Origin of the sequence: Lysinibacillus sphaericus, from assembly GCF_002982115.1 — a bacterium.
GTDB lineage: Bacteria > Bacillota > Bacilli > Bacillales_A > Planococcaceae > Lysinibacillus > Lysinibacillus sphaericus.
In genome coordinates, this window is record NZ_CP019980.1 from 2,191,328 (window position 1) to 2,217,116 (window position 25,789).

Annotated in this window: 27 protein-coding genes and 2 riboswitches; of the genes, 21 read left to right on the top strand and 6 right to left on the bottom strand. The window is 36.7% G+C overall.

The window, feature by feature from the left end; genetic code table 11:
• The first annotated feature begins 6 nt into the window (after positions 1–6).
• From LS41612_RS11140 to LS41612_RS11150, 3 genes are all read left to right on the top strand, one after another.
• Positions 7–930: a hypothetical protein gene (locus tag LS41612_RS11140; protein ID WP_024364096.1), complete on the top strand. Its 924-nt coding sequence runs from the start codon at positions 7–9 to the stop codon at positions 928–930.
• Positions 931–1,029: 99 nt separating this feature from the next.
• Positions 1,030–2,043: a thymidylate synthase gene (locus LS41612_RS11145; protein ID WP_172583023.1), complete on the top strand. Its 1,014-nt coding sequence runs from the start codon at positions 1,030–1,032 to the stop codon at positions 2,041–2,043.
• Between the two features lie 176 nt (positions 2,044–2,219).
• Positions 2,220–2,414, top strand: coding sequence for a hypothetical protein (locus LS41612_RS11150; protein ID WP_024364098.1), 195 nt, complete (start codon positions 2,220–2,222; stop codon positions 2,412–2,414).
• Positions 2,415–2,451: 37 nt separating this feature from the next.
• On the opposite strand, the gene LS41612_RS11155 is transcribed toward LS41612_RS11150, so the two are convergent.
• On the bottom strand, positions 2,452–2,988 hold the full coding sequence (locus tag LS41612_RS11155) for a hypothetical protein (protein WP_024364099.1): 537 nt from the start codon (positions 2,986–2,988) through the stop codon (positions 2,452–2,454).
• 180 nt (positions 2,989–3,168) lie between these two features.
• On the opposite strand from LS41612_RS11155, the gene LS41612_RS11160 reads away from it, so the two are divergent.
• From LS41612_RS11160 to LS41612_RS11185, 6 genes are all read left to right on the top strand, one after another.
• Positions 3,169–3,375: a hypothetical protein gene (locus LS41612_RS11160; protein WP_024364100.1), complete on the top strand. Its 207-nt coding sequence runs from the start codon at positions 3,169–3,171 to the stop codon at positions 3,373–3,375.
• A gap of 124 nt (positions 3,376–3,499) precedes the next feature.
• Complete coding sequence (locus tag LS41612_RS11165; RefSeq protein WP_024364101.1) at positions 3,500–3,910, top strand: Rrf2 family transcriptional regulator; 411 nt, start codon at positions 3,500–3,502, stop codon at positions 3,908–3,910.
• A gap of 74 nt (positions 3,911–3,984) precedes the next feature.
• Positions 3,985–4,614: an NAD(P)-dependent oxidoreductase gene (locus LS41612_RS11170; protein WP_024364102.1), complete on the top strand. Its 630-nt coding sequence runs from the start codon at positions 3,985–3,987 to the stop codon at positions 4,612–4,614.
• 152 nt (positions 4,615–4,766) lie between these two features.
• Positions 4,767–6,185 carry an aspartate ammonia-lyase gene (gene aspA, locus LS41612_RS11175; protein ID WP_024364103.1) on the top strand — a complete coding sequence of 473 codons (1,419 nt, stop codon included), beginning with the start codon at positions 4,767–4,769 and terminating at the stop codon, positions 6,183–6,185.
• Between the two features lie 443 nt (positions 6,186–6,628).
• Positions 6,629–7,873 (top strand): methyl-accepting chemotaxis protein, encoded by a 1,245-nt coding sequence (locus LS41612_RS11180; protein ID WP_024364104.1) that lies wholly within the window; start codon positions 6,629–6,631, stop codon positions 7,871–7,873.
• A gap of 147 nt (positions 7,874–8,020) precedes the next feature.
• Positions 8,021–8,208, top strand: a riboswitch (cobalamin riboswitch).
• 273 nt (positions 8,209–8,481) lie between these two features.
• Positions 8,482–9,255 carry a hypothetical protein gene (locus LS41612_RS11185; protein WP_024364105.1) on the top strand — a complete coding sequence of 258 codons (774 nt, stop codon included), beginning with the start codon at positions 8,482–8,484 and terminating at the stop codon, positions 9,253–9,255.
• A gap of 85 nt (positions 9,256–9,340) precedes the next feature.
• On the opposite strand, the gene LS41612_RS11190 is transcribed toward LS41612_RS11185, so the two are convergent.
• Positions 9,341–11,278 carry an elongation factor G gene (locus tag LS41612_RS11190; protein ID WP_024364106.1) on the bottom strand — a complete coding sequence of 646 codons (1,938 nt, stop codon included), beginning with the start codon at positions 11,276–11,278 and terminating at the stop codon, positions 9,341–9,343.
• A 178-nt stretch (positions 11,279–11,456) separates the two neighbouring features.
• Positions 11,457–11,642, top strand: a riboswitch (cobalamin riboswitch).
• A 163-nt stretch (positions 11,643–11,805) separates the two neighbouring features.
• Between LS41612_RS11190 and LS41612_RS11195 the strand changes: the two genes are divergently transcribed.
• The 5 genes from LS41612_RS11195 to LS41612_RS11215 all read left to right on the top strand — a co-directional run bounded on the left by LS41612_RS11195 (position 11,806) and on the right by LS41612_RS11215 (position 15,864).
• The gene (locus LS41612_RS11195; RefSeq protein ID WP_024364107.1) at positions 11,806–12,801 is read left to right on the top strand and encodes an ABC transporter substrate-binding protein; all 996 of its coding nucleotides are present in this window, start codon (positions 11,806–11,808) and stop codon (positions 12,799–12,801) included.
• Positions 12,802–12,850: 49 nt separating this feature from the next.
• Positions 12,851–13,525, top strand: coding sequence for a precorrin-3B methylase (locus LS41612_RS11200; RefSeq protein ID WP_024364108.1), 675 nt, complete (start codon positions 12,851–12,853; stop codon positions 13,523–13,525).
• 236 nt (positions 13,526–13,761) lie between these two features.
• Positions 13,762–13,965 carry a hypothetical protein gene (locus LS41612_RS11205; RefSeq protein WP_024364109.1) on the top strand — a complete coding sequence of 68 codons (204 nt, stop codon included), beginning with the start codon at positions 13,762–13,764 and terminating at the stop codon, positions 13,963–13,965.
• A 545-nt stretch (positions 13,966–14,510) separates the two neighbouring features.
• Positions 14,511–15,026 carry a DUF2243 domain-containing protein gene (locus LS41612_RS11210; RefSeq protein WP_024364110.1) on the top strand — a complete coding sequence of 172 codons (516 nt, stop codon included), beginning with the start codon at positions 14,511–14,513 and terminating at the stop codon, positions 15,024–15,026.
• Positions 15,027–15,048: 22 nt separating this feature from the next.
• A complete protein-coding gene (locus LS41612_RS11215; RefSeq protein ID WP_024364111.1) occupies positions 15,049–15,864 on the top strand; it encodes a cytochrome c oxidase assembly protein in 816 nt (271 codons plus the stop codon).
• A gap of 337 nt (positions 15,865–16,201) precedes the next feature.
• Here LS41612_RS11215 and LS41612_RS11220 read toward each other — a convergent pair whose 3' ends face one another.
• Positions 16,202–17,398, bottom strand: coding sequence for a class I SAM-dependent rRNA methyltransferase (locus LS41612_RS11220; RefSeq protein ID WP_024364112.1), 1,197 nt, complete (start codon positions 17,396–17,398; stop codon positions 16,202–16,204).
• Between the two features lie 62 nt (positions 17,399–17,460).
• Entirely contained in the window at positions 17,461–18,378 is a 918-nt protein-coding gene (locus LS41612_RS11225; protein ID WP_024364113.1) for an alpha/beta hydrolase, read from the bottom strand.
• A 173-nt stretch (positions 18,379–18,551) separates the two neighbouring features.
• Between LS41612_RS11225 and LS41612_RS11230 the strand changes: the two genes are divergently transcribed.
• Positions 18,552–19,031, top strand: a complete 480-nt coding sequence (locus LS41612_RS11230; RefSeq protein WP_024364114.1) for a dihydrofolate reductase — start codon at positions 18,552–18,554, stop codon at positions 19,029–19,031.
• Between the two features lie 514 nt (positions 19,032–19,545).
• Entirely contained in the window at positions 19,546–20,289 is a 744-nt protein-coding gene (locus LS41612_RS11235; RefSeq protein WP_024364115.1) for a YwqG family protein, read from the top strand.
• Positions 20,290–20,872: 583 nt separating this feature from the next.
• On the opposite strand, the gene LS41612_RS11245 is transcribed toward LS41612_RS11235, so the two are convergent.
• Together LS41612_RS11245 and trhA are read right to left on the bottom strand one after the other, a co-directional pair.
• Entirely contained in the window at positions 20,873–21,064 is a 192-nt protein-coding gene (locus LS41612_RS11245) for a helix-turn-helix domain-containing protein (RefSeq protein ID WP_024364116.1), read from the bottom strand.
• Positions 21,065–21,343: 279 nt separating this feature from the next.
• Positions 21,344–21,979, bottom strand: coding sequence for a PAQR family membrane homeostasis protein TrhA (gene trhA, locus LS41612_RS11250; protein WP_024364117.1), 636 nt, complete (start codon positions 21,977–21,979; stop codon positions 21,344–21,346).
• A gap of 266 nt (positions 21,980–22,245) precedes the next feature.
• Between trhA and LS41612_RS11255 the strand changes: the two genes are divergently transcribed.
• The 5 genes from LS41612_RS11255 to msrB all read left to right on the top strand — a co-directional run bounded on the left by LS41612_RS11255 (position 22,246) and on the right by msrB (position 25,759).
• On the top strand, positions 22,246–23,088 hold the full coding sequence (locus LS41612_RS11255) for a fatty acid kinase binding subunit FakB (protein WP_024364118.1): 843 nt from the start codon (positions 22,246–22,248) through the stop codon (positions 23,086–23,088).
• A 186-nt stretch (positions 23,089–23,274) separates the two neighbouring features.
• On the top strand, positions 23,275–24,204 hold the full coding sequence (locus tag LS41612_RS11260) for a GDSL-type esterase/lipase family protein (RefSeq protein WP_233433842.1): 930 nt from the start codon (positions 23,275–23,277) through the stop codon (positions 24,202–24,204).
• A gap of 4 nt (positions 24,205–24,208) precedes the next feature.
• Entirely contained in the window at positions 24,209–24,790 is a 582-nt protein-coding gene (locus tag LS41612_RS11265; protein ID WP_024364120.1) for a YpmS family protein, read from the top strand.
• Between the two features lie 13 nt (positions 24,791–24,803).
• Positions 24,804–25,334 (top strand): peptide-methionine (S)-S-oxide reductase MsrA, encoded by a 531-nt coding sequence (msrA, locus tag LS41612_RS11270; protein ID WP_024364121.1) that lies wholly within the window; start codon positions 24,804–24,806, stop codon positions 25,332–25,334.
• On the top strand, positions 25,331–25,759 hold the full coding sequence (gene msrB, locus LS41612_RS11275; protein ID WP_024364122.1) for a peptide-methionine (R)-S-oxide reductase MsrB: 429 nt from the start codon (positions 25,331–25,333) through the stop codon (positions 25,757–25,759). Before msrA ends, msrB begins: the two co-directional genes overlap by 4 nt.
• Positions 25,760–25,789: the final 30 nt, after the last annotated feature.

Sequence of the window (25,789 nt, forward strand, 5' to 3'; positions counted from 1 at the left end):
CACTGTGTGAAATGGAGTGTGCTGTCACTCATCCTAATTTTCCTAGTCGCCATAGTGGCGTATCCCAAAACGACATTTGCTCAAACTTTTAATAAAGATGCAATAGAAGTAGATATTTGTATCATTGGAAGCGACAATCATTTTGTCTATAAGATTCCAAAACAGTTACATAATGATACGCCTTATTTTGAAATGCAAAATGATATCGAAGCTTCCTTAGCTAGTCATTGGAAAGTGCAAGGGGGTCATGTTGAAACAAATCATTCGAATGTAGCGTATACTTTTTTTATCGAGGATTTATTTCAAGAAAAACAAGATGGTCATTTGAAGTTATCTATACCATATCGCACTTTAGTAGGCATGTTTCGTGAAGATGAAGCAATTCAATTGCGCATTATGGCGAGTAAATTAATGAATTGGCAAGTAAACGCAAAAGAATGGGCGTCACTAGGATTTGTTCAGCCACTGACTTTTTTGAGTGAAAGTGAATATGTCTACAATGGGGCTGTTAACGAATTGTTGCAACAACGAGTTGCCCATTTTGATGGGGCGATCGCTAAGCGTCAAATGTTGTTACGCAGTGTTATGTATTTTAGTTTTATTATTGTTCAAATTTTTGCGTGTTTACTATTATCCAGACGTTTGAAAAAACGAATCATTCAGCACCCTGAAGAAATGCATCAATTTAGAAAACTAAATTATATGTACCAAATCATTCCTTTATTTATTGTTATTGTGCAAATTATATATTTAGTGATGTCTGGTCTGCTAACAGCATTTGGCCTTTACTTTAGTCCTGGCATTGATTTGTTGTTTATTATTGGGCCAATTCTTTTTACAATTATATTGTTGCCGATGTTTTTTGTTCCGACTGAAAATGAAATTGCAAAAGAATTACAACATAATAAAATGGATTCACACTTAGAATAGTATCCCTGTTTGTAATTAATACAATAAAATGCGATGTAGCTGTTGGAAAGTAGTTTGTTTTTGTAATTCGACGTTCACTCCTCAATATAAGATGGTATAATGGTCAACAGCATATTTGAAGGAGCTGGTGACAAATTGACGCATCCAGAGACTGCGTATTTAAATTTACTACAACATATATTAGAAAATGGGATAAAAAAAGAGGACCGTACGGGGACAGGTACGTATAGCATCTTTGGCCATCAAATGCGTTTTGACTTAAGTCAAGGCTTTCCGCTTTTAACAACTAAACGCGTACCATTTAAACTTGTAGCTAGTGAGCTTCTTTGGTTTATTAAAGGAGATACAAATATCCGCTACTTATTACAACATAATAACCATATATGGGATGAGTGGGCGTTTAAAAAATGGATTGAATCCGATGAATATAATGGACCTGATATGACGGATTTTGGTCGTCGATGCTTAACGGACGAAGCGTTTAATGTTGTTTACCAAGCTGAGCTGGCATCATTTTGCGACCGTATTTTAACGGATGATGATTTTGCAAGAAAGTACGGCGATCTTGGGAATGTCTACGGCAAGCAATGGCGCAATTGGACAACGTCAAACGGGGAAAGTCTTGATCAACTACAAGATGTTATTCATCAAATTAAGCATAATCCAGACTCACGTCGTATTATTGTCAATGCATGGAACCCTGAAGATGTCATTAATGCAGGGGCAAAAGGAAGCAAAGCGGCTTTACCACCTTGCCATGTTATGTTTCAATTTTATGTGGCAGAGGGCAAATTAAGCTGCCAATTAATGCAACGTAGTCTAGATACATTGCTTGGCTGTCCATTCAATATTGCCTCTTATGCATTATTAACACATTTAATTGCGCATGAATGTGGGCTTGAAGTCGGCGAATTTATTCATAGTATTGGCGATGCACATATTTATGCAAATCATGTGGAGCAAGTGAAAGAACAGCTTTCACGTGAGCCGCGGGAACTACCAACCTTGAAAATAAATCCGAATAAAACGTCGATTTTTGACATAGAACTTGAGGATCTATCCATCGAGGGCTATAATCCACATCCAGCAATTAAAGCACCGATTGCGGTTTAGTCAAAAGTAAGCAGCAGCCATTTTGGTTGCTGCTTTTTTGATGGCGTGGACTAGGTCCAAATAATCTATTTTGATAAATAGGCAAGTTGGTGGATGTTTCGATAGGGGGCCTTCTATTATAGTATTTATGGTATTATAAGGTATATTTTCTAATAAAAGCTTTAGGGGTGGCTAGGTTGAGAGAAAGAATAGTGCTACAAACGACAACAAAAGCAAAGATTCTTCGATTGCGCGAAAATGGGGAGTCCTCGTTCCCAAAAAATCAGCAGCCTCAACAGGATAGTCCAGCTATTACCACTACATTAACACAAGAACAATTAGTAAAAATGATGCAAATTATTGAGGAAATCCGTGTGAATGGTACTAAATAAAAATGTAAGCGCCTTCGATAAATAAAGACAACGCTAATTACCTTAACTCTTGTCCGGTTTTATCATAAAAAGTAAATATGGCAGGAAACGTATCTTCTGCATCAGGAGGTAGTTTAAATGTTTTCATAAATGGTGCAGAAGTATCAACTTCGACTTCTTTTTCAAAATTCATCAAGTTTGTCAATTGTATTTTGGCAACATTGCTGTCTAATTCGTGTACATACAATGTGCCATAGTTGCCTTTATTGGTTTTATATTGTCGATAGGTTTCTGAGGGATCTGTTGCTAAATAAATAAATTTAAGTTTGCCATTCCACCCTTTATTAAAACGTGCATGACCATACTGACTATCGTTTATTTTCAACTGGACTAACCACATATTTGTTTCTTCTATTCGTTCAAAATGCATGATTTGTATGCTACTGTCGATAAATTCTTCTAAAAATTCTTTCACTGTTGTTTCGGATGATTTTAGATGATAGTCGTTATAATAAGCATTTCCGTAAATGAAAAGTCCTAATAATAGTAATGGTGAAAATGAGCATATTACAATTAATATTAATTTGATTTTCATGCTAAATATCCTCCTGTCAATAAAAGTTTTCACATTTAATCTTTATTCAATTATATCGATTTTTACTTTTACTCGTCTATCGATTATATTTTGATGATGATTTCTAACTTGTGTAGTAAGAAATCATCACTATAAATTCAAGCGCCTTCTAAGCTATAATGGCGAAGGAGGTGTTTTTAGATGAACGTAATTTTTATAGAAACAATGACAGGGACAGAGCTTTTACAGATGGTATCACATGATGTGGCTGGCATACTAGCTGCGGCTCAAGGAGAAAGTGTAACGTTCCCCGTTGGTCATTATAAATATGAATTTCACAATCTAGATTTCTATGAAGAAAATGGTCAAATCCAACAAGAGCTCGTTATTTATGTAACAAAAATATAAATGAAAAGTTTTTAGATAGATAGTGGGTGTACTTTTCTGAATAATGAACAGGTTAAGATATGAGCAAATGACTTGTGATTATCTTAACCTGTAACTATAATAGTTACAACAGGTGGTGATTCGTATGGTCAATAGTCGATTTTCAGTCGCTATCCATATACTTTCGCTCATTGCTACAACATCTGATAAAAGTCAGCTTACATCTGATTATATTGCAGGTAGTGTCAATACGAATCCCGTAGTCGTACGACGAATGATTGGGAAATTGAAAAAAGCAGGCTTGTTAACATCTCAGTCGGGAATCGCTGGTTATGGCCTTGTTATTGAACCAAAGGATTTGTCATTGTTGAGCATTTACCGAGCGATTGACGGTCCAGAGCAACTATTTGCAATACATGATGAACCGAATCCTGCATGTGCTGTCGGCCGACAAATACAGCATACGTTGGAAACGGTTTATCTAGATGTTTGGCATGCAATGGAAAAACAGTTACAAGCACAAACGTTACAAGATGTGCTAGATCAACTTCGTTAAAAGTAACGAGGTCGGTCTTACTGTATTCAACCTGTAACTAAAACAGTTACAACTAATTGTAGGAGGAATTTATAATGAAAATAGGCGTTATTGGAGCAACAGGAAAAGCAGGGCAAAAAATAGTGGAGGAAGCATTACAACGTGGTCATAACGTTACAGCCATTGTTCGTTCAGCTTCTAAAGTAAAAGAGGATATTCAAGTGATGGAGAAAGATGTATTGGATTTAACGCAAGAAGATGTAAAGGGTTTTGATGTTGTTGTGAATGCGTTTGGTGCACCACTTGGACAAGAAACATTACATGTTGCTGTAGGTCGTCATTTAATCGCTACCTTTAACGGCATTGCCACAAAACTATTCGTAGTGGGGGGAGCAGGCAGCCTATTTGTAGACCCAGAAAAAACGATTCGTGTTATGGAGACGCCTGATTTTCCGGAAATGTTTTTGGCAACTGCAAAAAATCAAGGTGAAAACTTGCAAGACTTACAAGCATCAAATATTTCGTGGACATTTTTAAGTCCTTCTGCCCTATTTGATCCAGAGGGGCCACGTTCAGGTAGCTATACAACAGGAATAGATCATTTGTTAGTGAATGCTTCAGGTGAAAGTTATATCAGCTATAGTGATTATGCGATTGCTGTGTTAGATGAAATTGAAAATCCACATTATTTAAATAGACGTTTTACTGTTTCTTCAACTAAATAATCCTACTGCCGAGCGTATGAAATATGCTCGGTTTCTCGCTATTTATCGTCGTTTACGAAAAAAACTTTCATTTTACTGATAAATGACTGTTTACAAGACGGCATTTATTAGCTACTATCAGTGTGAGTATTAGTTCAAAGGAGACGACAATAATGTCCACACAACGTATAGAAAAAGATTTTTTAGGTGAAAGAGTATTACCAGCAGATGCTTATTACGGGATTCAAACGCTTCGTGCAACAGAAAACTTCCCAATTACAGGCTATAAAATTCACCCAGCCCTAATTAAAGCAATGGGTATTGTAAAAAAAGCAGCAGCATTAGGTAATATGGAAGTACACCTATTATCAAAAGAAATTGGAGAGGCTATTGTCGAGGCTGCACAAGAAGTCATCGATGGTAAATGGGATGCTGAATTTCTAGTAGACCCAATCCAAGGTGGTGCAGGCACTTCTATTAATATGAATGCGAATGAAGTTATTGCGAACCGTGCTCTTGAAATTTTGGGTAAAGCAAAAGGGGACTATCAAACGATTAGCCCGAACAGTCATGTTAATATGTCACAATCAACAAACGATGCCTTCCCTACAGCGATTCATATTGCTGTATTAAATTTAATCGATGAGCTTCTGGTGACGATGGAAAATATGCAAGCCGTATTCCATCAAAAAGCAGAGCAATTTGCACATGTTATTAAAATGGGACGTACGCACTTACAAGATGCTGTACCAATTCGCTTAGGACAAGAGTTTGAAGCTTATTGTCGCGTAATTAACCGTGATATTGTTCGTATCCGTCAAACACGTCCAAACTTATATGATGTCAATATGGGGGCAACAGCTGTCGGTACTGGGCTTAACGCTTTCCCAGACTATATTAAATCTGTAGACCAACATCTAGCTGAAATTTCTGGCTTACCATTAAAAGGTGCTACACATTTGGTAGACGCTACGCAAAATACAGACGCTTATACGGAAGTGTCAGGGGCACTAAAAATTTGTATGATTAATATGTCTAAAATTGCGAATGACCTTCGTTTAATGGCATCTGGTCCTCGTGCAGGTTTAGGAGAAATTATTTTACCAGCACGTCAACCTGGTTCATCTATTATGCCTGGTAAAGTAAATCCTGTAATGCCAGAAGTGCTAAACCAAGTTGCATTCCAAGTAATTGGGAATGACCATACAATTTCTTTAGCATCTGAAGCGGGTCAATTAGAATTAAACGTAATGGAACCAGTGCTTGTATTCAACTTAATTCAATCAATTAGCATAATGAATAACGTTTTCCGTGCATTTACAGAAAACTGTTTAAAAGATATCGAAGCAAATGAAGAACGTATGAAGGAATATGTAGAGAAAAGTGTGGGTGTCTTAACAGCAGTCAATCCACATATCGGTTATGAAGTAGCTGCTCGTCTTGCACGTGAAGCAATTCTTACAGGTCGTTCAATTCGTGAACTTTGTATTGAAGCAGGTGTCTTAACAAAAGAGCAATTGGATTTAATTTTAGATCCATATGAAATGACACATCCAGGTATCGCTGGTTCTAGTATGATGAAATTAAAATAATTTCTAAAGAGGCTGGGACAAAAGAGAAAAGGTGTTAGATTGATGGCAGTCAATCTAACACCTTTTTGTTGCGCCGATGTTGTTCGCTTCGGCGGTGCTTTGCGCGGGCACACACGTAAGCCGCAACCCTCGCTAACGCGCGGAAATGCCCGCGTCTTACGCTGTGTGCGTTCTGAGCAGAAGTCACCGCCTCCGCTATTAACAACTAGTGAACTCTTCTAATTTTTTATTTATTGTAAAAGCAAGAATAGCTAAGTTCTCCATATAGAAAAATTTATGAACACCTTTCCTCTGTTCCTTAAATTATTTTAGTTTTGTCCTAACCTTTATCTTTTTTTAGTATACCAATATACATATAAAAGATGGGCGTATTTCTATCAATCTTAGGATAAATAAACTATAATAATGGTATTATAGTAATATTATAGTTAGGGGATTTTGGTATGACTTTACGAAAAAAAAGTATTTTTGGGTTTTCATTATTAAATTTAATAATGATTGTAGTATTAATTATAGATCTTGCTAATTTAACAGCATTAGCATGGCTATCTACAATATTAACGATTATTGGTATCTCCATTACTTTATCCTATATCTTCTATGTTAAATATAAAGTGATTCAACCTATTAACCAATTATCTAATGCTGCGAAAGCAATTTCAGTAGGGAACTTTGACTCTGATGTCATTACTGTACAAGACAATAGTGAGATTTCAGAATTAGCAAAAGCTTTTATAGAGATGAAAGAGCAATTGCGTACGATGACACTAACAATTGCCAACAGTTCGACAGATTTATCTGCCAGTATCGAAGAGTTGTCTGCAAGTACAAATGAAATTACAATGGCTGTGGAAGAAGTTGACCATCAAATGGAAAAAACGTCAAATGGCCTTAAACAAGCCGCACAATCGGCAAACAATAGTGCTGTTGCAATGCAGGAAACAGTAGATGGCATTGAGCGTATTTCGATTGCCACACAGGATGTTTTCAACCACGCGAAAGAAGCGAATGATATCGCAGGAAATGGTGCAGAAATTTTGCATGTTGCGAAAAACCAGATGGAGTTTATTTCATCGTCAACAGATAAAACGAGTACCTTAATAAAACACTTATCAAATAAAATGACAGATATTAAAAAAATGACAGAAATGATTACAACGATTACAGATCAAACGAATTTACTTGCTCTAAATGCTGCGATTGAAGCGGCACGTGCTGGAGAACATGGGAAAGGTTTTGCGGTCGTTGCGGAAGAAGTTCGTCATTTAGCAGAGCAATCCAAGCATTCTGCTATTCAAATTGTGGACCTTGTAGTAGGTATTGAAAATGATACGAAACAAGTTGCTGTGGCTGTGGAAGAAGACTTGAAAAATGTTCAACAGGGGGTCTATGTCATTGATGAAGCAACAAAATCTTTTGGCAATATTTCGCAGCACGTGAGCCAAATGACTGACCAACTCGAAGGCATTTCGACAACTGTAAATTACTTGTCAAATCGTGCAAATGAGGTAGCTAATCTCGTGTCAACAATTGCAGGGGGTATGGATCAATTGTCCAGCTATACAGAAGCTGTGCTACAGTCAATGGATGAGCAAACGGCTTCCATGCAAGCAGTCAATCAAGTTTCACAGGAATTAACGATACAGGCTGATGATTTACAAAAGATTACAAATCAAATTCATGTATAAATTAACAACGGATAGTTATTTAGGTGATAGATAGTCATTTTAGCAAGTGCACATACATTTAGGCTGCTGTTTGACTTTAAAATACCACTACTTTACAATATAATGTAATAGTTTAGTAGGGATTTTCCAATAAATTCCTTAACAACTGAATAGCGTGTAGTAAGAGGTGTAAATTGCATGCAATTTACTTAAAAGGGAAGTCGGTGCAAATCCGACGCTGTCCCGCAACTGTGAATGTGAGCGTCTTTTCAAATTATGACCACTGTCAAACGACGGGAAGGTGAAAAGAAGCGATGACCATAAGTCAGGAGACCTGCCTGTTACGAGTACACACCATAAACCTACGAGGAATAGGAGGTGGCATGTTGACAAAACAGAATAATCTGTTCGTCACAGTACGTCAAACGACCAACACCAAAGGATGTAAAGGGATACGGCATCAAGCCAAATCGCTTCCATTGGTGCACTGTTTGATGTTATCGGATGAATGATATTTTTTAAGTAACGATAGCCATAATCACGGATTTCCTCTACATTTTTAGGAAATCCGTATTTTTTATGTAATCGATACCTTTGTTTTGAAAATATGTACGAGAAGAGGTGCAAGTATGACAAAAATTCAGGTATGTTCAACACGAGAAAAGAAAAATGTTGATATGAAGATTTGTAAGCAACCGCGCATGGAAGTTGCCAAGCAACGAAAAACGAGAATGGTCATTGAGGCGCTAGTTGATCAGTTTTTAGCCACAGGGCTTATTCCGCACGATCGATTGTTTGACTGCATTTTTTATAATAAAGACATTATTTGGATTCAAAATGATGTCTATGAAGGATACCTATTTGCAAAAGCAAGTGTGGCTGATGAATTGAAAACAAAAAAGAATGGTTTTATGATGTATATGCCGACCAATCCGATTGTTTATGAAGTAAATGAGGAGGCCTATCATTTAATTACACGCATCGATTCAATTCGAGCTAAACCCAATCTGGATCGCCTGAATGTAGAGCCAAAACCTATTTTAAGTGCTGCAAGAGTCAATGATTTACTATGTTCGATGGTAATGCGTTTTTATCAGACGTATTTGCAAGACTTATCGATATTAATTCAAGAAAATCAAGATTATAGTAAAATACAACATTTAATAGACTATGTTGAGCGTGAATATGCTCAGTTTTTACAAAGTGTAAAAGAATTAAATGATTATCATTTAAATTGGCATCCGCGTGGTAATGGTCATCAATTGTTGCTGCAACGCATTGAGCAATTACAGATTTTAAAAAGTAAACCTGGGTCGGTTCTTGTGGATTTCTCAAATCATCATGGGTATGTGATTGTGGAGTCAGCGAATTCTTTGAAAAGGAAAACGAAAAAAGCGTTGTAAATTTTTATATCTGTATCGATATGCATACTATGCAATATTCGATTTTTTTCTGAAAGGCATCGAGAAATTTCGATGCCTTTTTATTTTATAGACAATGCATGGCTGCTTTTGCCTCATACCATGGAACTGCATAGCCTTTTCCTTTTGCACAAAAAATACTTGACGACGTATAGTCAGGATCAGTCTGTTTATTATAATTGATTTGTGCGATTATTGCCTCGCTATTATGACATATATCATAGCCATCGAATTGTAAAGATAAAGAGCCTTTGCCGTTTGTGTAAGTAGCAAAAGTAGTACTATAGTGCATAAATGTTGCAACTGGTACACGTCCTGTTAAAATGACTTGCTCCTCTGACAAGATCGGTGAGTCAAAAGTACCGTCTGCTTGTTGAATATCGTTCATCATTCGGCCGATAAAATCATTGGACGCTTTCATTTTGAAGCGGTAATAGGGCTCAAGTAAGATATTTTCGGCTTGTTCTAGCCCTTGTCTTAATGCACGGAAAGTAGCTTCCCGAAAATCTCCTCCTTCGGTATGCTTGATATGAGCTCGTCCTGTCAACAGTGTAAAGCGAATATCAGTAACAGGAGAACCAGTTAATAAACCGTGATGCTCGCGTTCAAATAAATGTTTTTCGATAAGGCGTTGGTGACCTACTGATAAATCATCAGCATGACAGGCATTAACAAACGTATTCCCAGTTCCGCGGATGTTCGGCTCCATGAATAAGTGTACCTCGGCATAATGCTTGAGCGGTTCGAAATGTCCGTAGCCTGTTACAGTCGTTGCAATAGTTTCCATATACAAAATTTGAGGTTTATCAAAGGTAATAACAAGTGAAAAGCGATTTTTTAATACTTCAGCAAGTACTTCAAGTTGTATGACACCCATAATATGTACATGAATTTCTTGGAATTTTTCTTGCCAAACGACTCGTAACGATGGCTCCTCGGCTTCTAGTAAACGAAAAATCTGTAAAATTTCCTTTATATGCTGTTGCCCTTCATACAGTACTTTTGCTTGTAATGTAGGCACAAGTTCATAAGGTTTTGGGAGTAGTGTACTTCCTAAAATGTCTCCTATCTTCGCCATGCTAAGCCCTTTCACTGCAAAAATGTCTCCTGCTTGTACGGCTTGGGCTGTCTGAAAACGACGCCCATTATACAGCCTAATTTCAGTTATTTTTTCGGTAACATCGCCAAATGCAAAGTCATCACGAGTATGCAATGTTCCTTGTAAAGCTTTTATAAAAGTTAAGCGTTGTGTGCCATCATGGCGAATTTTAAATACTTCCCCTTGAAAGGGTGCTTCATGGTCGAAGTGTGTCTCTGTCAGGAGAGGAAGTTGTGATACAAATTCCTTGATCCCAATATCTTTTAAAGCAGCACCAACAAAGCAGGGAAATGCTCGCTCTTCGTTAATCATCTTTTGTAATTGTGACAGGCACGTTGAGGCATCGAGTGTATCTGTTAAAAAGGCCTCGAGTAGTTGTTCATCACGCTCGGCTAGCCACTCTGCAATATAGCTTTGTATAAAATCTTTGCGTAATGGGGCATCGATTAACAGGATGTTGTCGGAACAGTCTTTTTGTAATTGGTTCATCACCGCATTGATATCTGCCCCTTCGCGGTCGATTTTATTTATAAAGAAAAAGGTTGGTATATGGTATTGACGGAGCAATTGCCAAACCGTTTCTGTATGACCTTGTACACCCTCTACTGCACTGACAATAATGATGGCATAATCCATTACACGTATAGCACGCTCCATCTCAGGTGAAAAGTCTACATGCCCGGGTGTGTCAATCAGCGTATATGTATCATTTTCTATTTGCATCCGTCCTTGTTCCGCAAAAATGGTAATTCCTCGGGCTTGTTCAATTGCATGATTATCTAAAAATGTATCTTGATGATCGACTCTTCCACGAGATTGGATACTATTTGTGTGGAATAATAATTGCTCACAAAAAGTTGTTTTTCCTGCATCGACATGTGCGAGCACACCAATCGTTTTATACATAAAAATCCTCATTTCTAATGTAGTCTCTTCTCATTGTACCAGAATGATCGCTCAAACATTTCGTGACAAATAGTTCGCATTCGTGTTTAAATAGTGATAGTTTATTAACAAGTATCATTTATGGATTTTTTTGTGTGATTGAAATCAAAAATACCTTCTGCTAGTCTATTTTTATAACTAAAAACTGCTATATATTGGTGCAAATGGCTTTAGTCATTTGCTTAAAAGGGAAATCGGTGAAATTCCGATGCTGTCCCGCAACTGTAAATGGGGAGTTTATACAATAGTCACTGTAGTTGAACTATGGGAAGACGTATAAGCGATGAACCTAAGCCAGGATACCTGCCAATATGTATTTTTTACTTAACACCACGAGGATGGTGATAGTGATTGTTTAAATACCCAATGTATTTATCACTATGACACCCTCTTGGAAACAAGGGGTTTTTTTTATGTGCTAGTAGCAAGGAAATCATTGATTTCTTCCTATAAAAATCCAAATACATAACTAAAGGAGAAATGGAACCATGAACAAATGGAAAGGCATGTGGCTAGTTGTTGCCATTGCGATTATAAGCATTTTAGGCGCTTGTAGTGCGAAAGACAATTCGCAAAGTGCTGCACAAAGTGAGCATATCGAGCCTGCTCAAAGCGAGACGACAGAAGTAACCATTGACAATAATGGTACTACACAAGTTTATACAGAAGCACCTAAAAAGGCGATTAGTTTAAATCAGCATGTAACGGAAATTATGTTAGCTTTAGGCTTAGAAGATTCAATGGTTGGTACAGCCTATTTGGATGATAAAATTTATGAACCTTTACAAGCTGCCTACGAAAAAGTACCAGTAATAGCAGAGCAGTATCCAACAAAAGAACAAGTGATAGATAGTGAAGCCGATTTTTTATACGCTGGATGGAAAAGTGGCTTTAGTGAAAAGGGTGTTGGTACACCAGAAGAATTAGAGACACTTGGTATCCACACATATTTACATCAATCTTCAAGTATAACGAAACCAACGCTAGATGATATTTTTATGGATATTCGCAATATCGCAAAAATTTTCCGTGTTGAAGATCGAGGAGAAGCATTAGTCGATCAAATGACAAAAGAAGTTGATGCAGTACGTGCAAAGTTACCGCAAGGGGAAAAGGAGCTACGTGTGCTTGTCTATGATAGTGGAGATAAGGAAGTCTTTACTGCTGCTCAAAATTTTATGAATGAGCTTGTCACTGTCGCTGGCGGTAAAAACATTTTTGGTGAAGTTGAATCTGGATGGACAACTGTCTCAAAAGAAGAAACAGTAGAACGCAATCCGGAAGTAATTGTCGTGATTGATTATGGTTCTCAAAGTGCTGAAGACAAAATACATTTCCTGAAAAATGATCCTGCATTAAAGGAAACAGATGCTGTGCACAATGAGCGTTTTGTCATATTACCACTTTCAGCTGCTTCAGAAGGAGTTCGTGCGGCAGAGGCTATCAACATTTTGGCTAAAGGATTCTATCCGGAAAATTTTTAATAACTTCAGAGAGCTAGCTAGATGTTATCTTTTTTAAGGAGAATAAAAAATGAATGCATTTCGTTCAAATATACCAGAATGTACATTTGAAAAATTAAATATAGATGGTCAATTTACTCGTCTAGCAGTAAGTCCTGGTATTATCAATAAACATTATACACCCGCGCAATTTCAAAAAATTGCAGAAGTCGTAGGGGACAGTGGGGCCATTAAATATTCAGCATCCTATAATCTATTGTTGTCTATCCCTACGCAAACAGTTCAAGACGTTATAAGTGAACTGCAAGAAGCGGGCTTATATATGACACCATCAGGCTCCATCATTGCGTTCAAGGCTTGTGATTTTTGTGATGGAGAGAGGATGGAAGCAGCGGAGATAACAGAACAATTATACATTGAGTTGCAGGGACAAACGGTGCCTTCCAGACTGCGTTTAAATGTCAATGGCTGTGCATCCGCTTGCTATAATGCCGTCTATGATGATATTGGACTTGTCTATCAAAAAGATAGCTTCGATGTTTATTTAGGTGCTATTCCAATGGGGGCAAAAGCACAGGCGGGTACACTTTTTGCTAAAGGCGTTTTTGTGCAAGAAATAGCCAGCTTTTTACAGCGTATAATTGGGGTATATCAACAACATGCACGGCCAAATGAGCCGTTCTATAAATTTTATCGCAGAACGAATACTGCTGAATATTGGCAAATAATGCATAATGTAAAATAAAGTAAAGTTATCCTTTTCGTTGTTTATGTACGATGACAGTATCGTTATCCAAAATGATAGATAGACCCTATGGAGCGAAGAACGGGAAGCAACTTGTACTCAAGTGTTAGATTGACTAATGTCAATTTAACACTTTTTCTTTTTCTTAAATTGGACATATATACCGGCAGTTTAGTTGAATAAATCATATGTCATGTGCTCACGCTAAGTCGATTACATTTTAAGGGGATGTAGAAATGTTTAATCGTTTATCAGCACAAAATGGTGTGTTTCGATTACCGCCAATACAGCGCAAAAATAATAAAGAGTTAGATGTTGCTATTGCAGATCTTGAAGCAAGAGGATTTCGTTTAGTAAGACGCGGGATTCAAAATGAGAAAAAGCAACCCCATTCATCGTACAATAAAGTTTGGGCTATTATGGAAAAATTGATGACTTGAAATATAGGAAAAAATAACAAAAAGCTGCTTTGATTTCTCTCAGCAGCCCTATAAGTAGTGAAACACTACGAACTTATATTTTGTCTTTTTATTGTCATTCTATACTTTAAATAATGCATAGACATAATTGAAGATTTTGACAAACTATTTTTGACTGATAGTAACTGTTACTAGAAGTATTAGATAAGGTATATATGTATACAGTTTTGTCAATCTAGTGCTATATGGGAATCCGCATAAGAAAGAATTGTATTGCTTGATGGCATGCCAAAAGTTAGCAGCATTAAAGCCTAATGTAATGATTACTGGTCATGGTGTACTAATGGTTAGTGAAGAATTGAGTGCGGCACTGCGAAAATTTTGTGAATGATTTCGTTCACATTACCCACACTAAAAATTATAAGAATGAAGTGATAGGTCCCTAAAGATTGAAGATTTTAGGGGCTTTTATTAGTGCCAATTATTAACTTCATTTGCACTATTTAATTGAAGGTGTAATCGCTGTGACATTAGGGAATAATAACACAAACTTAGAGAAAGAAGGAATGATTATAAAAACCCATGAAGAGAATAATCGTTCAATGCTAAAAAATGGATATCCTTATGCAAAACGAAATATATGGTCAGGGTTTCTTTTTGGTATAGGATTAGTTGCATTTATAGATGAAACCTTTTTTCATCAACTATTACGCTGGCATCATTTTTACGATAAATCGACAACTGATATTGGTTTAATATCGGATGGTTTTTTCCACGCATTTAGTTGGTTTGCGACAATTGCAGGTTTATTTTTATTTGCAGATTTACGTCGCAAAAATGGACTAAGGTTAGCAAGATGGCTAGGTGGTGTATTTTTAGGAGCAGGAGGGTTTCAATTATATGATGGTATTATTCAACATAAGTTAATGCGGATACATCAGATAAGGTATGTGGAAAATGTAATAACATACGATTTAATTTGGAATATCCTTGCTGCAATACTACTCATTATAGGGATTTATCTTACTATCCGTACTAAAAACGCTTATCACATACAAGAGGCTACATCTTATGAGCGCTAAACATAGTAATCATATTGCTCAGATGAATCAGGACGGCTTTCTACACGATTATGCACAACTATTTTTTTCATTGTTATTTAGTATTTTATTAATCATGTATATTAGTGCTACTGTTATTTCAAATCGTCATTATAAAACGTGGCCCCTTTATCGCATTGTATGTTTTGTTTTAGGGATAGTATTAGCGGTTATAGCGGTTGCTGGGCCTTTAGCAAATCGTGCAACGATGGATTTTACGGCACATATGGTGAGTCATTTACTTTTAGGCATGTTAGCGCCATTGCTTATTGTGATGGCAGCGCCTATGACACTTTTACTAAGAACTTTGAGTACTTCATTAGCACGTGCACTTACCAAAATACTAAAAAGCTGGCCTCTCCGTATACTTACACATCCAATAGTTGCGACTTTACTGAATATCGGGGGGCTTTGGTTATTATACACGACTAACCTATATGCACTTATGCATGACAATAGTTTCTTACATGTAGTTGTCCATTTACATGTATTTCTAGCGGGGTATGTATTTACGATCTCTATTCTTTATGTAGACCCCGTTCCTTACAGAAAATCCTTTATTTACAGAGCAATCGTTTTAATTATAGCATTGGCCGGACATGGAATTTTATCAAAATATATTTATGCGCATCCGCCTGAAGGTGTGCCAATAGCACAAGCAGAAATCGGAAGTAAGGTTATGTATTATGGTGGAGATGTAATTGATGCGATGATCATTTTCATGCTTTGCTTACAATGGTACAAAGCAGTAAGACCGCGAATAGTAGAACCGATGCAAAAAAGCGATAGTTTAGAAAATCGACAAATTGATTCTGTCTAGCACCATTTTTACTGAATATGTTTTCAGCGCATTCGCGTAAAAATTGTTGATAACGAAATGGGGAATGATTATAAATTTGGCGTCTATACGCTCAAAAAAAGTGTTAGGTTGACTGAAGGAAGGTGGTCTAACACTTTTGTTTTTTTATGGATTGGTAGTCATAAAAAGGGAATAAAACTTTTACTTTCACTCTCGCTTTTAGATGTTGAGTCAAAGCTTTTGCTATGTCAGATAAAGAACTTAATGGAAGCTTGATTTAAGAAAAACTAGTAGACAAAGTTGAAAAACTCGACTTTGTCTACTAGCTTTGTGAGTGACTTTACTTAAGTCACACTTTTTAGTTTAGCTTTTGAATAAAAACAACTTTTAAGTAGTTGAATTCAGGATGCTCACGTGGCACACGGAAATCCTTTGGTAAACCGTATTCCTCCACAATTTTATAACGAGTATGCGTGTCATTAAATGCTTGCTCGATAAATCCTTTAAATTTTTTCATACCAAAGCTTGCATTATTCGTAGAAGCCAAAATAATACCATTTTTTTCAGTTATTGCGATTGCATCCTTTAATAGCTTAGGATAGTCTTTAGCGGTTGAAAACGTAATTTGTTTTGTTCGAGCAAAGCTAGGAGGATCTAATACAACGAGGTCAAATTTCAACTGATGGCGTTGTGCATATTTGAAATAATGGAATACATCCATTACCTTAATATCCTGTGCTTCATAGTCAATATCATTGACACTAAATTGCTCAATTGTTTTGGCTAAACTACGTTTGGCTACATCGACACTTGTCGTTTTCATAGCTCCACCTAGTGCTGCTGCTACAGAAAACGCACCTGTATACGAAAATGTATTTAACACAGTTTTAGCTTTTGAATAGCGTTCACGAATAGCAAGTCGTACTTCACGCTGGTCGAGGAAAATGCCTGTCATAGCACCATCATTTAAATGGACAGCGTAATTCATGCCATTTTCCTTCACGATTAGTGGAAACTCACCAGGCGTGCCCATTACAAAATCGTCTTGTTCGATATATTGCCCTTTACTATCAAAACGCTTTTTCTCATATATCGCTTTATAGTTTACGGTTTCTGAAAGTGCCTCATAAATGACCTCTTTAAATGAATAAATGCCGGCACTATACCAACTCACCATATAATAGCCATCAAAGAAGTCAATTGTTATACCTCCGATGCCATCACCTTCGCCATTAAAGACTCGAAAAGCAGTCGTATTAGGATTGTTAAAGAATAATTCACGATTTTGAACGGCTTTTTTAATTTTTTTTGCAAAAAAGGTCTTGTCAATTTCTTCATCGGCATCGGTTGTTAACAGCCAGCCAATGCCTTTATTTTGGATACCATAATAGCCAGTCCCAATAAACCGGTTATGAATATCTAATAGACGAAGTAAGGCACCTTCTTCAGAAGGTAATTTACGTGTATCAACGGCATCTTTTAAAATAAGCGGGTAACCCTTTTTTAATGGTCCTGCAAATTGATTGTTAATTTGTAAAGCAATAGTTTGTGTCATGTTGTCATCCTTTAAAAAACATTTTGCTCTATTATCGCATTGTTTAGTAGCATTACACAAACTTATTTCACGAATGTCGCAATTTTTTCAACTGTTTCGATTGTGGCTGCTTCAAAAAACGCCATTTTACTGAAGTAACTATGAATCAAACCAGCCATAGGGATATGTTCTACATAAACACCCGCCCTAGCTAATTTTTGAGCATATGCAAGTCCTTCATCGTAGAGTACATCTGCTTCTGCCGCAATAATTATTGTTTTGGGAAGAACGCTCAAGTTTTCAATGTGCAAAGGGGAGACAAGTGGATTCGTAAAGTAGTTTGTCTCCGTATATTGCCCTGCAAACCATTGCATCCCTTGTTTATCTAAACCAAAGTGTTCGCCATAAGCATTATAAGAAGCCGTCGTAAAATCAAGATTTACAACAGGGTAAATCAATGCTTGAGCAGTGATTTTAGGGCCATTAAATGTAGCAGCTAAATAGCTAACAACAGTTGCTAAGTTTCCTCCTGCACTATCACCAGCTACTGATAATTGGCTATTATCACCACCAAAAGTTGCAATATTATCAAAAACCCACAGTAAACCATCATAGGCATCGTGTAAAGGTAATGGGAATGGGTATTCTGGTGCTAAGCGATAATCGATAGATACGACAATGGCATGGGCTTTGTCTGCAAGTAGCCGACAACCTGCATCAGCGGATTCTAAATTGCCGAATACCCAGCCACCACCGTGATAATAAATAATTACGGGTAATTTTTCTGCCTGTTCCGGAATGTAAATACGAATATTTATTTCTTGGCCATCACGCACGCTAATTTTTTTATTTTCTATAGAAGCAAGTTGTGGTGAATGGCTAGATTGCCATGGTGGAACTGTACGTGAGTTTCTTGCTTCCTGTGGTGTCATTTCATAATAATGGGGTATTCTAGCTGTTTCTTGAATATAGCGAATAGCCTCTTTTGTTAAACGTGTCATGATCATCATCCTTTAATCGTTTAAGTAATAACTCTTATTATAAACTATTCTTATAATTTTACTAGGTTTTAGTATCAATTAAGAAAATTATTTTAATAATGAGCAGAAATATTCCGATAGTAAAGTAAAAATATGTTTATAATAGAATGAAGGATATAACTTGGAGGGTAAGCATGATTTCATTAATAGTAGCACATGATCATAACCATGTTATTGGCTATGAAAACGGTATGCCGTGGCATTTACCGGGAGATTTACAATATTTTAAGGAAAAAACGATGGGCAAGCCTATGATTATGGGACGTAAAACATTTGAATCGATTGGACGACCGCTACCAGGACGACGAAATATTGTCGTTACACGTGATGCAAATTATCGTGCGGATGGAATAGAAACGGCGACAAGTATTGAGGAAGCTCTTGCGTTAGCAGGGGACGTGCCGGAAATCATGATTATTGGCGGTGAACAAATTTTTAGACTATCTATGGAGCTAACGGATCGCATATACATTACAAAAATTAATCATGCTTTTAAAGGGGATACTTTTTTTCCAGCATATGAAGAAGAGTTTGTTTTAGTTGCGTCACAAGAACCAGAAACAGCACCTGAAGGTTACACATTTCAATATCAAATTTTTGAACGCAGACAATGACATAGGATTTAGCAGCAAATAATAGTTGTCCTACTTGCAAAAAACGCACAGTGTGAGCTTTTTTATTAGAATTCAAGTTATATGCTGAAACTATTATTAATAGTGAATTCTAATTTAATATCACACATTATATATAGAAATTAAAGGGATAGAAGAGCTTACATAAATTGGCTCTATCTATCCTCTTTTTTAACACAGATGCCCCAATTTACTACAACATTAAATCAATCTAATGTTGCAGTAATTTAAAAGGAGCTTATATCAATTATTAATTGTACAGTAAAGCCTAATTCTTAAACTTCTATGTAATAATATAGGTTGTTTTCTAAAAGATTGTTGCTATTCAACTAACGATGCAGGTTAGTTGAATAGTGTTGTTAACTCTCACATAACAACTTGTCTATATTTTTCCATTATTGGTATTATTTTTGGTTTCGCAAATACGATGAAGTACAATTAAATATGTGGGAAATTCAAACCGCATTTAAAGAAAAACATACGCAGGGAGGATATAATGATTAAGAATAAATTTCTAGAGATGATTGAACAGTCAAATATTGCAAATCATAAAGAGTATTTATCTCAAGTATTGAGGCCAGCAATTGATATACTTAGGCATACAGATGCCGAACCACAATTGGGCTGTAGTCGTTTTGGAGGAGCACCTGATTTACCAATTGGTAGCGAATGGCCAACGTATGAGAAAAAGCCTTATCGCTTCCTTGGCCAGATCAATTTCGCAGAAATCACTTCAACTGAAAGAGGTCTGCCATCGAAAGGACTCCTAAGTCTCTTTGTAGCAGATGATTATGATAATGAAGATGATGGTTATCTAGAGGCGTTTGAGGACGGATATATTCATGGTATCTATATTCCCGAAACAACGAATCTTGAGACGATGATGCCACCCCATTCAGATATTGGCAAGACCATAGTGATTGAGTTTCTCCCGACTATTGATATTCCTTATGACGAATACCAGTTGAAGGACTGGCCTTTCGATGATGCACAGAGCGACATATACACCGAAATCCGGGATTCTCTACATAAAAGTTCGGACTATCTTCTAGGTTACCCTTCGCATTCTACACTAGCATATGATCCAACGCCTGGAGCAGAATGGATCTCACTTTTAACCGTTGATTCGGATGAGAGTCTTGAGTGGTGTTGGCATGACGGCGATAAATTAATGATATTTATTGAAATAGAACGACTGAAAAACTTGGACTTTAGTAAGCTAAAGTCAGATGCAGGCTAAAGAGCAATTGGGAAAAAGAGATTTATGAAACATTTCACTTAGTGTAACGGGGTGCTTTAGTTGAAGAAGAGACAGCAATCGCTGTCTCTTTTTACTCCTTAAATGATTCAAAATAAGCTTTAACCCATTTATTTTCGTTTTCTGAAATATACTGTTCAGCAATAATTAGTCTTTGTGCAAGTTCTTGCTTTGATAGTTTCATATACTTCCTATGAAGATTGGCAAGATTACGATTGGGTTTAAGCATTTGGAAACTAACGTCCAGATTCAAGTTGTTTGTTTTAATTCCTTTGTTATTTTCTCTCTGTTTAAAGGTTTTACTATGTTGCTTGTAATATTCATACAACTCTTCATTTGACCGTATTGTATTTTCGTAAATCCCTTAACTTCGGTATCGACTTCTTTAGACCATTGAGCAACATTGGCAAAAGAGACAGGTATACCCTTGTTTATTAACCAATCAATTGTTTCTTTGCCTATTCGTATCGCCCAGTCACTAAGTCTTTTATGATTTTCGGTTAGCCAAGGCCGTTTATTTTTTGAATTGAATGGTGGGGTCACTGTTCAATCAACACAATTTCTTTCAGTTCAGTACGAGCGTGTTGACTTCAGGTTTTATAGTACCTTTCTGTTCAAACTCACTAACTGGAATCATTAATTCTTTATCGCTATTTCTATATGCGTTAGGGAATTTGCCTGACCGTATCCAACGTTTAATAGTTTCTTCGTGCTTATCTAATAAGTCAGCCACTTCTTTTACTTTATATTCTTTCAAGCTATTGCCTCCAAACAGAATGTATGTTTCGTTAATATTCGTTCTGTTTTACCACAACATTTAATTAATATAAATATTTACTTATAAAGGGTAGAGGTGGTGATAAACGGGGTCTTTAGAGGTCTAGCAAACAAAAAAGTACACCACTAGATTATGAGTGATGTACTAATTATAAAATATAATGTGTGACATTAAAGACAACCTCTTGATATTACTGTTTAAATTTTATCGAGTAACACCGTGCGTTGTCTTTTATATTCGATGTGGATGCATTTTAATTTATAAATACAGATACACACAAGCATACATTGAACCACACCCTGCTAACACAAACAGATGCCAAATTGTATGATTATAAGGAAGTGAGCGCCACGCGTAAAAGATAGCACCAATTGTATAGAACAAACCACCAGCTAATAAATAAGCAAAGCCATCACTCCCTAAGAACAGATAGATTGGCTTTATGGCAAAAATAATTAGCCAACCCATAACAATGTAGAAAACAAGAGATAGGATATTAAAACGATGAATAAAAAAGCATTTAAATAACACCCCAAGTAAGGCTAGCGACCATATGATACATAATAGTGTTATGCCCAATGTATCTCCAAGTGCGATTAATAAAAATGGTGTGTAGGTCCCAGCAATTAAAATATAAATAGCGGAATGGTCGAGGATAGCAAAAAAATATTTATATTTTTCAGGCAGACTATGGAGTAAGGTTGACATCATAAACAAGATAATGACAGACGCACCGAAAATACTAAAAGTTGTAATATACAGTGCTCGCCCGTTGTGAACAGCCGTTAATAGTAACATTACAAGTGCTGGAATACTTGCGAGCAACCCTACCCCGTGAGTAATGGCATTCCACAATTCTTCCTTCCGTGTTTTATAGTCAAATGAATTCATCATTGTACACCCTTCCTTCGTTCTATATTTACAATAGCCTATTCAGTGGACTATTCCTATGTATGTTTGTCATATATTTACTTATCTAAAATGTCATGTCGATTTATAGAGGAAAATGTTAGACAAATTTAATGAAAAAAGGCTATAGTATCCAAGGTAGCGTAAATGAAAAAGACTTGAAATAGACAAGTCAGATGACAAATGTCATGTTTACATATGGAAACATTAGTCTATATAATAATTTCAATGAAGTAAAAGGATGTGTCGAAGTGGGACGAATTCATATTGTAACGGACTCAACTTGTGATTTAACAAAAGAAGAAGTAATGCAACACGGTATACATATTGTGCCGTTAACCATTCAAATTGATGGGAAAACGTATATAGATGGAGTGGATTTAGAGCCACAAACTTTTTTAGGTTTAATGAAAAATGCGAAAGATTTGCCGAAAAGTTCTCAACCTGCACCAGGGAAATTTAAAGAATTGTACGACGAGCTTGGAAAAGATGGAGATCAAATACTTTCCATTCATATGACAGGTGGCATGAGTGGAACAGTCGAATCAGCTCGACAGGCGGCACAAATGACAGATGCAAATGTAACTGTCATTGATTCTCGCTTTATTGCAATTGGGCTTGCGATACAATTACGAGAGGCCATTAAAATGCGCGATGCAGGAGCGACTGTGCAAGAAATCGTCGCACGTTTAGACAAAGTACGTGAAAATACACATTTATATGTGATTGTTGATACACTTGAAAATTTAATTAAGGGCGGTCGAATTGGTAAAGGAACAGGCTTTATCGGTTCTTTGCTCAACATAAAAGTAATTGCGAACTTAGAAGGTGGCGCATATAATCCTGTGTCAAAAGTTCGTAGTCACAAACAGGTTGTCAATTACTTATTTAAGCAATTCCAAGCTGATACTGCTGGTAAATCAGTAAAAGCTGTAGGAATTTCACATGCTGACGGTTTAACAACAATGGGTGATCCCTTAAAAGAATTAGTAGAAGGAACAGGCTTTGATGAGGTAGAAATTGCCTTTACCTCTCCAATTATTTCTACACATACCGGTCCAGGTGCAATTGGTTTTATTTATTTTGCCGAATAATTGATAAGAGCTGCTACATAAGTAATTGTAGTAGCTTTTTACTGTCTTAGTCAGCTTGGAAAATGGTTAACAAGTATTGAGATGAATATGCTTAGATTTTTCTTGATAAATTGGAGCATCGTCACTTTTCTTTGTCGTGACAACTATCTATAATAGAAATAACAGCAAATGATGGAAGGTGGTCAAATGGGCATCTGGCGAATTATTTTGTCATGTTTGACCGTCTTAATACTAAGTGGTTGTGCAATATCAATAGATGAACCGAGTCCGCAGGCTGACGATGAACATGAACAGTCAGGGACGGAGCAAGATATGAGACAGGATGAGCAACAAGCAGAGGAAGAGACAAAGCACTCTAGTAATGTATTGACGCAAATTTTTGAACATTTTTTTGAGCCTACACCAGAGGATTTACGGCAAATTGATGATGACAACGCAAAACAACTACATTACTTGGCACTTGGAGATTCATTAACAGACGGTGTCGGGGATGAGTATAGTCAAGACGGTTATGTTGGAAGATTAGCAGATTCAATGTTAGCTTGGACTTCGATATCAGAAGTTAAGGTTGAGAATCGGGGAAAAAGAGGAAGACGTAGCGATCAGCTATTAAAATTATTAAAAAAAGGGCATTATGATGAAGAGTTACAACAAGCACAGCTTATTTCATTAACAATGGGTGGCAATGATGTAATGAAAGTCGTCAAAAAGGACTTGTTTAACTTAAAAAGAGATGCCTTTGATAAGGAATTATTAACCTATGAGAATCGTTACAGTAAAATAATTGACAATATACGTGCAAAAAATCCAACTGTACCGTTATTACTTATCGGGTTTTATAATCCCTTTTCAATTGTCACCAATGAGGCCAATGAATTTGATACGATTATTACAGAATGGAATAGCGTTATCAAAGAAATAGCAAGTAAGGATACAAACGCTTGTTATGTCTCTGTAGAAGACTTGTTTGATTCAAATGAAGAACTGGTCTATCACACGGATTTTTTTCACCCCAATGCAAAGGGGTATGATAAAATGACGGAGCGAATTTTAGCAGCAATGGAGCAATGTAAAATGGAACAAAAAATTAATAAGGAAATAGGCTTCGGGGAGTGAAAAAATGAATAAATGGAAATTCGCATTTTTTGCGTTAGCAGGTATGGTTATTTTTTCAATTCTCCTCGTCGTTTATTTAGCAACGAAGCCAGTTGAAGGATTTGAATTAGCGAAGAGTGCAGACAGTGAAGAAAACGTAACAGGTAATGTTCTTGTAGTACAAACGACTACGAAAGAGTTGGAGTCAATTACCAAAAAATATTTAAAGGACACAGCTAAAGGCTCACCATTGCCATTGGATTTTACCATTGGAGATGATATTGAATTACGAAGTAAATTAACTGTTTTTTATACAGAAATTCCGATTTCAATGAATTTTGACCCGATCGTTGATGAAAAAGGCAATATTATTTTAAAGCAAACAGGGATGAATGTAGGGCTTTTAAACATTCCGCCGGAGACGACCATGAAAATTATGCGAGATTCGGTGGATTTCCCTTCATGGATTACGGTCAATCCAAATAAAGCTGAAATTTATATTGATTTATCGCGAGTAAATATTGCTTCAGGTTCGAGGGTTCGTGCGAAGGAATTAGACTTACCGAACGATAAGATTTTATTGGAAATTATCGTCCCAGGAAAATAAGGAGTGAAAATAAATGGCAATACAATATGCGACATTTGCAGGCGGCTGTTTTTGGTGTATGGTCAAGCCATTCGATGAAACACCGGGCATTAAAGCTGTCGTTTCTGGTTACACTGGTGGACATGTTGAAAATCCAAGCTATGAACAAGTCTGTTCGGAAACAACAGGTCATGTAGAAGCGGTTCAAATTACATTTGATGATGACATCTATTCATACGAGCAATTATTAGCTACATTTTGGACATTAATTGACCCAACGGATGCTGGTGGGCAATTTTTTGATCGTGGACAATCCTATACAACGGCCATTTTTTACCATGATGAAGAGCAGCGTGAATTAGCTGAACGTTCAAAGGCAGATTTAGAAGCTTCTCGTAAGTTTGATAAGCCGATTGCTGTAAAAATTTTGCCTGCAAGCACATTTTATGCTGCGGAGGACTACCATCAATATTATTATAAAAAAAATCCAATGCACTACGAACGTTATGCAGTAGGTTCTGGTCGCAAGGCATTTCAGGAACAACATTGGGGGCATAAAAAATGAATAAAGAACAACGTTTAAAAGAACTAACAGATATGCAATACTATGTAACGCAGGAAAATGGGACTGAGCCACCGTTTCGTAATGAATATGATCAACATTTTGAAGAAGGAATTTATGTAGATATTGTTTCAGGAAAGCCACTCTTTAGCTCCCACGATAAATTCAATTCTGGCTGTGGATGGCCAGCATTCACAAAACCAATTGCACAAGAGCATGTGACGGAGCATTTTGATACTTCTCATGGAATGCGTCGTGTAGAGGTAAGAAGTAAGGAAGCTGATTCTCATCTAGGACATGTCTTCCCAGACGGTCCTCAAGAGTTAGGTGGTTTGCGCTATTGTATCAATTCTGCATCACTTCGTTTTATTCCAAAAGCGGATTTAGAACAAGAAGGCTACGCTGAATATAGCGCCTTATTTAAGTAACAAGCAAAACGCCTAGTACGCTTCTCGTGC